Consider the following 9,236-nt stretch of genomic DNA (forward strand, 5'->3'; position numbering starts at 1 on the left):
ATTTCAAAAACACATTTTTCCCGCAAACAAACCTGTTTTATAAAATGTTTATTATATTTGATTACCAAGTCATTAAACCAGGTTCTATTTACAGCTATCGTTGGCTGTTCATAATTTAAACATCATTTAAAAAACTACTACAATGAAAAATTTACTCTTATCATTAGCCATTGTACTTACAGTCGGCATTGGAATGGCATTTACCGGTAACGACACTGAACACCTGAAAGGCTATATCGGCGATTCGCACTGCGCGGAGGCAAAATCAGATATGGGCTCACAGGAGGCACGTATTAAATGCGTCAATAAATGCATGGCAGGCGGTGCAGCGGCTGTACTTGTTTCAGGAGATAAAGTGTACAAAATATCCAATCAGCAAAAGGTGAAAAAATATGCCGGCAAAGATGTAGAGGTAGACGCTAACGTTAACAACGATACCATCGAAGTTACCAAAATATCTGAAGCTAAATAAAGAGATCAAAACCTAAAACGGGGCCCGGGATTAGAATCTGCGGGCCTTTTTTATATGAAATTATTCAGAAAAATCGTGGGTTTGGGATTATGTGCTGTAATACCTGTTTGCGCTCTGTCTTGTAATGAATATCATGCCAAATTTAATAGATTGCGATGGAACACTAAAGAGGATTGGGACTACCCTTACAGGGACGAAATGATAAATGACTTAACTACTCATCATCAGCTTAGAGGTCTATCCTATAAGCAACTGATCGATTCACTGGGTAACCCGGAAAATCTGGAAAATACGGACGGCGTATATTACCAAATAACAATGGACTTTGGATCGGATATCGACCCCGTTCATACCAAATATTTGGTATTCAAACTGAATAAAGATTCGGTAGTGAATGATTTCACTGTGAAAGAATGGAAAAAGGAGTAGAAAAGTTGTAGTTTTAAAAATTATAAACCTACGAACATGAAAAAACTTCCACCATTCATCCGCCTGTTGGTGCAGGCACAATTCATTTTAAGCTTATTGGCTTTCTCATCCCTTAAATCATCTGCGCAAGGCACGATGGTGAAAGATCCTGACGTGATAGGCAGATGGGATTTGAATTTAGAAAAAGACGGCAAAACTTTACCATCCTGGTTAGAGGTGCAGAAATCGGGTACTCATACGTTGATCGGGCGTTTTGTATATGCTTTTGGCAGCGCGCGGCCAATTTCAGAAGTAAAAGTAAACGGAACCAAATACAGCTTCTCCATTCCTCCGCAATGGGAACCCGGAAACCGGAATATGGATTTTGAATTCGAGGTGAATGGCGATGCGATAAAAGGCACCATGGTATATACCGATGGTCAAACTTATAACTTCAGCGGGGTGCGTGCACCATTAATGGCCCGTACCAAAACACCGGCCTGGGGCACACCTATTAAAATATTTAACGGTAAAGATCTGAAAGGCTGGCATACCGATGGCAAAAACCAATGGGTGGTTGAGAATGGCATGCTGCGCAGCAAACACTCCGGCGCCAACTTGATGACCGACAAAACCTTTACTGATTTTAAACTGCATATCGAGTTCCGCTATCAGCAGGGTAGCAACAGCGGCGTTTACCTGCGCGGACGTTATGAAACGCAGATCATTGATACCAAAAGCGGTGAGCCGGAGCCGATCAATAACCAGTTTAGCTCCATCTATGGTTTCCTGCCGCCAAACGTGATGATGGCAAAAAATCCGAATGAATGGCAAACCTATGATATCACTCTTGTAGGCCGTATGGTAACTGTGGTAGCCAATGGCCGTACGGTGATCAGCAACCAGATCATCCCGGGTATAACCGGCGGTGCTATCAACAGTAAGGAGGAAGAGCCTGGACCGATCTTATTACAGGGCGACCATGGTCCAATCGATTACCGGAATATTGTTTTGACTCCGGCAAAATAAATTAAAATAAGCCTGCTAATAGTAAGTCCTGAATGACTATTCAGGGCTTTTTTTTGTCATTAATATTGAAATTTTGACAGATTTGACTGTAAAAATTTCACTTTCCATGCAAATTTTTCATCTATACGCAACGGAAATATCATTGGCATTTTCCTTGTAGAATGTTTTGTGAGAATACGAGATTCTCTGGTTTAATTAATAAATAAGTTCAATCATTAAATCTAGTTAAGGAGGAAGACCTATGACATTGGTTAAATTTAGTCCCGAAAAAAAGAATAATTCATTAATGCCAGGCTTTAATGATATTTTCGAATCATTCTTCAACGACTCTTTTTTGTCTGACCGCATGACCACCCGTGTGCCGGCCGCAAACATCAGCGAAACGCCCGATCATTTCCACATAGAGCTTGCCGCTCCGGGCCTTAAAAAGGAAGACTTTAAGCTGAACCTTGAACAAAACGTTTTAACTATTTCTGTTGAACAGCGTCAGGAAAACAGTGGCGAAGACAAGAACTATAGCAAGCGTGAATATAGCTATTCTTCGTTTGTGCGGTCATTCACACTGCCCGAAAGTGCTGACGACTCAGGCATTGAAGCAGAATATTTGGATGGCATTCTTAAAATAGATATTGCAAAAAGAGAAGAAGCTAAAACCGTTCGTCGCCAGATAGAGGTTAAATAATCTGATTTTTCATATCGTTAAGTTATTAAGGCGTCTATAATCCTTAATGCATTAATTGCTATGGAAACCAAAAGTAAGTATTACCTGATGCTGAGCCTGAAGTATCCCGGAGGATATAAATGTTTTGGCGAGTACTATCTGGGTAACGACAGCAAGCGTGCTGATGAAATTTTTGCTGGCTTAAAAGGAAGAAATTCGGCTTATGAAGACCAGGCGCTAAATATAGATATGATAGTAATTGCGAATGATGTTCCTGAAACAGCAAAAACCGTGGCGTGCAGCCTCGATGAATTTGCCATTAATTGCAAGTATATCGCAAAGGAGATTTTCAGGATGAATAATCTTGAATTATCATAAATCTGCTCAGTTATATTGCTAAGTCGCGAAGTCCCGGGCCGAAAGGCCTGGGGCTTTTTGTTTTAAAACCATTCGCCCATAAATCTGTTATTCGTGACAATAAACAACCAAGCCATGAATGATCAATTATTTGCCGCCGAATTTGCTAAAGAGCTCGAATCAGAAACCACCTCCACTTTAAAATGTCTCGAACGTATCCCGCCTGAATTATTTGGCTGGAAACCACATGAAAAATCAATGGAGTTGGGCTATCTAGCCTTACTTGTAGCCGAAATACCGATGTGGATCACACACATCATCAAAAAATCAGAGATCGATTTTGCGACATTTCAGCATATGAAAGCCGAAACCACATTGGATCTGGTGAATCATTTTAAGCAAAACGTTACCGAAGCTAAAGACGCTTTGCGTGGAATTAAAGAAGGTGAACTGGGAGAGACGTTCTTCCTGAAAGCCAATGGCAATGTTTTATTCACTTCGCCAAAGAGGGAACAGGTAGAATCGACCATCAACCATATGGTACATCATCGCGGGCAGTTGACGGTTTATATGCGGTTAAATGACATAGCTGTTCCATCTATTTACGGACCGTCAGCAGATGATAAAAGCTTTACGGGGGAGTGATAGATCAGTGATGTATCAGTTCCGAATTTTTGATCACTAAAGAAACTATCTGCAGCATGTTATAGGGCTGAAAAGGCGTTTTCAGGATCAGGTCAGCTTCACAGCGGTTCTCAAGCGGCTCATCATTGCCGGATATCAAAATTACGGGTGTACTTTTGGTTTGTTCCTGTGCTTTGAGCATAAGGCACACGGCATGCCCGCATATTTCAGGGAGCCATTCGTCAATAATAAAGCAGTTTGGACGCAGGATAGCAAGCTCCTGTATTGATGAAAAAGAAGTTAAGGCACTAACTACATAACCAGAATGTTCAAGTAATTCAGCAATAGCTTCAAGGTTCGATTCGTCATTCGCAATGACTACAATGTGTTTCCGCATAATAATTGTAGGTTGAAAACAGGTCAGGGGAACCTTCAGTAACGTTTAAATTATACGGAGTAATGACAACTAAGTTGCAGTTTTTTTTCTGAAAAATTGAGGGGTTATTTCACATTTACTTATCGTTAACTTTTTACTTAACATATAATGATTAGTTAATCTAAAGTTTAATGTAGACTAATAGCAGAGCGGTATCATTGTGTATAAATAAATGTCATTTTAAATGCGTTTATCCTGTACCAAAATATCACTTCTTCATTTTTTCCTGATCACTTTCCTGGCCCTTTTTCTGAAGCCTGATGTCAAAGCTCAAACAATGCTCGCAGTGAATTTTACAAACCATCATTTTGAGCACAACCGGCCTTTGATTGATATAGGTGATAATGATCTTACTTATTCAGAACCTGGTCCGGAAAAACCTGGCAAAGTTTTAATTAATGAAGGATACCCGTCCACAGTAAATTTTCCGCATACCCCGATATTATTATTACCAATCAAAAACACCAGCAGGATGTATGCTGGATATCACCCCTTGCGAGTACGGATATACAGTGCCAGCATACCGCATAGCATGCGCATAACTGTTAAACTTTTTAAGGTGGTTATTGTGCCGTTGTGGCATATACGAGACAGTAAATAAATAAACATTAAAACCATGTCATTTCGACGAACGGGATGGGACTCGTAGTCGGGTGAGGAGAAATCTTCTACATCCTGCAAAGTGCGCTATGCAAATTGTAGAAGATTTCTCATTCGCACCCACTGCATAAGCCGTCCAGCGAATTCGAAATGACACATTTTTTTGACTCAATCTAATTCTATCCAAACCGGCCCATGATCACTTGATTTCTCCCAGCCGCGCACATGGCGGTCTACCCCCGCTGATTTTAGGCGGCCATCCAATTGCGGGCTTAACAGAAAGTGATCAATACGCAAACCAGCATTTCGTCCATAAGCATCTCGGAAGTAATCCCAAAAAGTATAAATAGTTTCCTGAGGATGTAATTTGCGAATTGCGTCGGTCCATCCCTGGTCGAGTAAGCGTTTAAATGCTGCACGGGTTTCCGGGCGGAACAGGGCATCTTCAACCCAGCGCTCAGGTTTATAAGCATCGATTTCGGTTGGTATTACGTTGTAGTCGCCTGTCAATACCACTGGCAAGCCAGAAGCCATCAGGTCACCTGCATGGATAATAAAGCGCTCCATCCAGCTTAGTTTATAATCAAATTTTGGTCCGGGAGCAGGATTGCCATTGGGTAAGTAAAGGCCACCTACAATAATACCATCAACATCAGCCTCAATATAACGACTGTGCAGATCTTCCGGATCGCCGGGAAGTACACGTCTGCGTTCTTTTATTTCAAGGCCGCGGGTTAAAATGGCAACACCGTTCCAGCTTTTTTGCCCATGCCATATTACATTGTAACCGGCATCTTTTATAGGCTGTTCAGGAAAATTTTCCTGGGGAGCTTTTAATTCCTGCAGACAAACGATATCCGGTTGGGTTTCGCCCAACCAGCGAAGTAATACAGGCAGCCTGCTGTTTATGCCGTTAACGTTGTAGGTTGCAATTCTCATAGCAGATGGTTTTGATTTGAAATCAAACTTAATGAAAACAGGACGAGTATTGAACTTTTATTTCGCTTTCTGAATCGGCGAAAACCACACATTGCAGCGGGTAACAAAGCCCAGGCTTTCATAAACCTTTATAGCGCGGTCATTATCCGAACGCACATGCAAATAAGGTATTTCTCCGGCAGCCATAATGCGGTTGATTTGATGAATAAGCAGTTGCCGGGCATAACCTTTACCGGTATGATCCGGATGTGTACAAACGGCGCTTATCTCCGCATAGTTAAAGGCATGCAGGCGTTGGCCGGCCATTGCAGCCAATTTACCGTTCTCAAAAATGCCGTGATAGTGCCCGAAATTAATCGTCCATTCAGCAAATGGTCCGGGATTAGTCAGTTTTGTAAGCGAAAGCATTTGCGGAACGTATTTCTGCGTTAACGGGATGAGTTCGGCTGTTGGTTCACCAAGTTTAACACCCGGCTCATAAATCATCTGGTTACCTTTAACACGGTCCAGCTCTTTCCAGGGAGCCGGTATTTCCATTTCATTTGGCCTTACAAACAGGAATACCCTGCCTTCGGGTACCATATCGTAGAGTTCCTGGAAGTGTTCTTCGGTATTTTCCTTAAATCCCACAAATGGCGATACATCACGGTCAAAGTACCGGATATGGTCGTTGCCGTAGTAAAGATTTTCATTGCCCGATATCAAAGCATTCCATGCCGGATTATCCAATAAGTGTTCCATCGGGGCAAACCTATGAAAAAAGCTTTGCCTTAAGGTATGGTTTTATCTACTCTGATATCTTTTGAAACCCGGATTACAAAAAAATACCGGCCCTGCCCGACCGGTATTCAACCCAACTAACCAAACTTTCCCAAATACAATCAGATATTGTATATTTAAAAATAGCATTGCCGCAATTCTCTTTCTGCCTCATTATATCTTATGCCATAAATACTTGACGATGAGCACAAAATACTTGACGTAAGAGAACGTATGCCTCCTGTATTGATCGTAAATTGCATTATGTTAAATTGGATGTATAATGGCTAAGGGCGTAGTATACTGGCTCAGCAAATACAAGGTATTCTACCTATTGACGTGGATGGTGGCATCATTCATCATCATGCTCATCAACTACAATCCGAGTACCCCCTGGATACCACAGTGGTTTGGGCACATGATCATATTAGGGACGGCTGTACCTGTTTGCTATTATACCGCATATAGACTTACTCCACGATATCTGTACACCCGGAAAATCGGCGCCTTTATTTCTTATTTACTGCTGCTGGCTTTTTTAAATGCGGTGGTTACCTTCTTGCTGGCGCTATACATTTATCAGCTGATCACCGGGATACGGGTCTTCGGTTCAGTCTTCCGGCTCGTTGCCTTGTTTCCGGAAACACTGCTGATCGATATCAGCCTTATTTCAATCAGCTGCATTATCAAAATAATGATCGACCGCTATTTTATGGAGCAGCAGATACTTGAGATAGAAAAAGAACGGGTGACATCCGAGCTTAATTTTTTGCGTTCGCAGGTAAACCCACATTTTTTGTTCAATGTGATGAATACCATCTATTTCCAGATAGATAAGGCTAATACGGACGCCCGGCTAACGGTAGAGAAATTTTCGGAAATGCTGCGATACCAGCTTTACGAATGCAATACCGATAAGATCCCGATACAAAAGGAATTGCATTACATCAAAAACTATGTGGCTATTCAGACGCTAAGGGTCGAGAAAGAATCAGACATCAACTTATCCATCGAGGGCGAAATGGATGATTTTTCTATAGCACCTTTGCTAATACTACCGATCATAGAGAATGCATTTAAACATATTTCTAACTTTAAAGAAGCCGGGAAAAATAAAATACAGATCACCATAAAAAAGCAGGATGGCGATATGCTGATCATCGATACGATAAACACCTATGACCAGGCAACCGGGCAAAAGCATTTGTTACAAACAGGTGGATTGGGCATACAAAATTTACAAAGGCGATTAGAGTTGCTTTACCCTGATAAGCATGAGCTGAACATTAATAAGGAAGAGAACATTTTTCAAACCGTACTCAAACTGCAGTATAATGATTAATTGTTTGATCGTCGACGATGAGCCCATAGCCCGCCAGGGAATACTGGAATATATTGACCAGGTGGAATTTCTGCATGCTGCTGCGGTATGCAAAAACGCTATCGAAGCGAGTTCAGCACTTCAGAATAATCATATCGACCTGGTTTTCCTGGATATACAAATGCCGAAGATTACCGGCATCGATTTCCTGAAGAATTTAAGCAATCCGCCTCTCGTAATTTTTACTACCGCCTTCCCTGAATATGCTATCGAAGGCTATGAACTGAATGTGATGGACTATTTATTGAAACCAATAAGTTTTGAGCGGTTCTTTAAAGCCGTACTAAAAGTGCAGGCTTATCTGAGTTTGAGATTACGACATGAAGTGACGCAGGTAGAAAATTACTTCTTCATCAAATCAAACCAGAAAATAGAGAAGGTTTTGATAGAGGACATTCTGTATGTCGAAGCCCTATCTAACTATGTTATCCTGTATACCAAAAACAAGAAGCACATTGTTTACATGAGCTTTAAGGGAATGGAGAGCCAGTTGCCTGAAGGACTTTTCATCAAGATACATAAATCCTACATTGTGGCGGTGAATGCTATTCAAACCATTGACAATAACGAGGTGATTTTAGCCGATCATATCCTGCCCATCAGCAAAAGCTACCGCACGCAGGTAATGCAGCGGATAGAAAGAAATCTTTTTAAAAGACTCTAATACTAATAATTCACGTAAGCTTCATCAAAGCTGCCGTCATCATACAGATCGATCAGCCCATATCCCGGGGCAGTTTCTCGCTTATTTCCTTCCCACCAGGCCCCGCTCACAGCGCCATTGCATATATAGGTAACGTTGTTATAAACCACCTTATCACGCAAATGGATATGTCCACTCAGGCATAATTTCACATTGGGGTGTTTGTAGAAAAGCTTAATGATCTTTGAAGTATCGGTGTGCATGTCGCCGCCCAGCATTTCCCATTTGTTGACGATATCATCCTCGATCATTAAGGTAGCCGTAAGGATTGGAATGTGCGACATTACCAATACCGGAGTTTTAGCATCGGTGGCATTCAACTCATTTTCGAGCCACGTAAATTGTCCATCACCCAGTTTGCCAATGTACCACGTGCCATCAATATCAAGGTGAACGCTATCGAGGATGATGAATTTCCAGCCGCTGTTTTCAAAACTGTAATAAGCCTTTGAAAGCTGCAATTGGTCCATCGAATATTTCTTGCCGTATAGTGCCTGACCTTTGTCGTTCTCATTCCACCAGATATCATGATTGCCTAAACAATAATGAACCGGCAGGCTGCATTCGGCTTTCATGACATTATGAGAAAGCGTCCATTGCTTGTTGATGGTATCGATATTTTCTTTATTCATATCGAAAACAATATCGCCGCCATTGAGAATCAGATCAACCTTAGGGTTTTGCTGCTGAACATGGTGTAAACATTTGGTCAATTTAGCAGGCGCACCGAATTGATCTTTTAAGTGAATATCAGTTAAGTGTGCCACCCTTAAAATTTTTCTTTTTTCAGTGCTGATATTCAGCTTGGTTAAGGCAGGGGTCAACAGGTATAACCCGGACATTTTGAGCGCAGTTCTTCTTTTCATA

At 41.5% G+C, this 9,236-nt stretch carries 13 protein-coding genes; 9 read left to right on the plus strand and 4 right to left on the minus strand.

The window, feature by feature from the left end:
* Nucleotides 1–142: 142 nt before the first annotated feature.
* The 6 genes from VIM89_RS11315 (at nucleotide 143) to VIM89_RS11340 (ending at nucleotide 3,572) form a co-directional block, all read left to right on the plus strand.
* On the plus strand, nucleotides 143–472 hold the full coding sequence (locus VIM89_RS11315; RefSeq protein WP_488156258.1) for a hypothetical protein: 330 nt from the start codon (nucleotides 143–145) through the stop codon (nucleotides 470–472).
* A gap of 54 nt (nucleotides 473–526) precedes the next feature.
* The gene (locus VIM89_RS11320; protein WP_488156259.1) at nucleotides 527–901 is read left to right on the plus strand and encodes a hypothetical protein; all 375 of its coding nucleotides are present in this window, start codon (nucleotides 527–529) and stop codon (nucleotides 899–901) included.
* 36 nt (nucleotides 902–937) lie between these two features.
* Nucleotides 938–1,909: a 3-keto-disaccharide hydrolase gene (locus tag VIM89_RS11325; protein ID WP_488156260.1), complete on the plus strand. Its 972-nt coding sequence runs from the start codon at nucleotides 938–940 to the stop codon at nucleotides 1,907–1,909.
* A 241-nt stretch (nucleotides 1,910–2,150) separates the two neighbouring features.
* Nucleotides 2,151–2,591 carry an Hsp20/alpha crystallin family protein gene (locus VIM89_RS11330; RefSeq protein WP_488156261.1) on the plus strand — a complete coding sequence of 147 codons (441 nt, stop codon included), beginning with the start codon at nucleotides 2,151–2,153 and terminating at the stop codon, nucleotides 2,589–2,591.
* Nucleotides 2,592–2,651: 60 nt separating this feature from the next.
* Complete coding sequence (locus VIM89_RS11335) at nucleotides 2,652–2,948, plus strand: hypothetical protein (RefSeq protein WP_488156262.1); 297 nt, start codon at nucleotides 2,652–2,654, stop codon at nucleotides 2,946–2,948.
* A gap of 114 nt (nucleotides 2,949–3,062) precedes the next feature.
* A complete protein-coding gene (locus VIM89_RS11340; RefSeq protein ID WP_488156263.1) occupies nucleotides 3,063–3,572 on the plus strand; it encodes a DinB family protein in 510 nt (169 codons plus the stop codon).
* Nucleotides 3,573–3,576: 4 nt separating this feature from the next.
* Here the strand turns inward: VIM89_RS11340 and VIM89_RS11345 are convergent, their stop codons facing one another.
* The gene (locus VIM89_RS11345; RefSeq protein WP_488156264.1) at nucleotides 3,577–3,948 is read right to left on the minus strand and encodes a response regulator; all 372 of its coding nucleotides are present in this window, start codon (nucleotides 3,946–3,948) and stop codon (nucleotides 3,577–3,579) included.
* A gap of 223 nt (nucleotides 3,949–4,171) precedes the next feature.
* On the opposite strand from VIM89_RS11345, the gene VIM89_RS11350 reads away from it, so the two are divergent.
* The gene (locus tag VIM89_RS11350; RefSeq protein WP_488156265.1) at nucleotides 4,172–4,588 is read left to right on the plus strand and encodes a hypothetical protein; all 417 of its coding nucleotides are present in this window, start codon (nucleotides 4,172–4,174) and stop codon (nucleotides 4,586–4,588) included.
* Between the two features lie 167 nt (nucleotides 4,589–4,755).
* On the opposite strand, the gene xth is transcribed toward VIM89_RS11350, so the two are convergent.
* Nucleotides 4,756–5,526: an exodeoxyribonuclease III gene (gene xth, locus VIM89_RS11355; protein WP_488156266.1), complete on the minus strand. Its 771-nt coding sequence runs from the start codon at nucleotides 5,524–5,526 to the stop codon at nucleotides 4,756–4,758.
* A gap of 57 nt (nucleotides 5,527–5,583) precedes the next feature.
* Nucleotides 5,584–6,267 carry a GNAT family N-acetyltransferase gene (locus tag VIM89_RS11360; RefSeq protein ID WP_488156267.1) on the minus strand — a complete coding sequence of 228 codons (684 nt, stop codon included), beginning with the start codon at nucleotides 6,265–6,267 and terminating at the stop codon, nucleotides 5,584–5,586.
* A gap of 301 nt (nucleotides 6,268–6,568) precedes the next feature.
* On the opposite strand from VIM89_RS11360, the gene VIM89_RS11365 reads away from it, so the two are divergent.
* Both VIM89_RS11365 and VIM89_RS11370 read left to right on the plus strand, forming a co-directional pair.
* Entirely contained in the window at nucleotides 6,569–7,627 is a 1,059-nt protein-coding gene (locus tag VIM89_RS11365) for a sensor histidine kinase (RefSeq protein WP_488156268.1), read from the plus strand.
* Complete coding sequence (locus VIM89_RS11370) at nucleotides 7,620–8,330, plus strand: LytR/AlgR family response regulator transcription factor (RefSeq protein WP_488156269.1); 711 nt, start codon at nucleotides 7,620–7,622, stop codon at nucleotides 8,328–8,330. The genes VIM89_RS11365 and VIM89_RS11370 overlap by 8 nt, the downstream gene beginning before the upstream one ends.
* A 2-nt stretch (nucleotides 8,331–8,332) precedes the next feature.
* On the opposite strand, the gene VIM89_RS11375 is transcribed toward VIM89_RS11370, so the two are convergent.
* Nucleotides 8,333–9,235 (minus strand): metallophosphoesterase family protein, encoded by a 903-nt coding sequence (locus VIM89_RS11375; RefSeq protein ID WP_488156270.1) that lies wholly within the window; start codon nucleotides 9,233–9,235, stop codon nucleotides 8,333–8,335.
* Nucleotide 9,236 lies beyond the last annotated feature (1 nt).

It is taken from the genome of Mucilaginibacter sp., assembly GCF_036568825.1.
In the GTDB taxonomy this organism is placed as follows: domain Bacteria; phylum Bacteroidota; class Bacteroidia; order Sphingobacteriales; family Sphingobacteriaceae; genus Mucilaginibacter.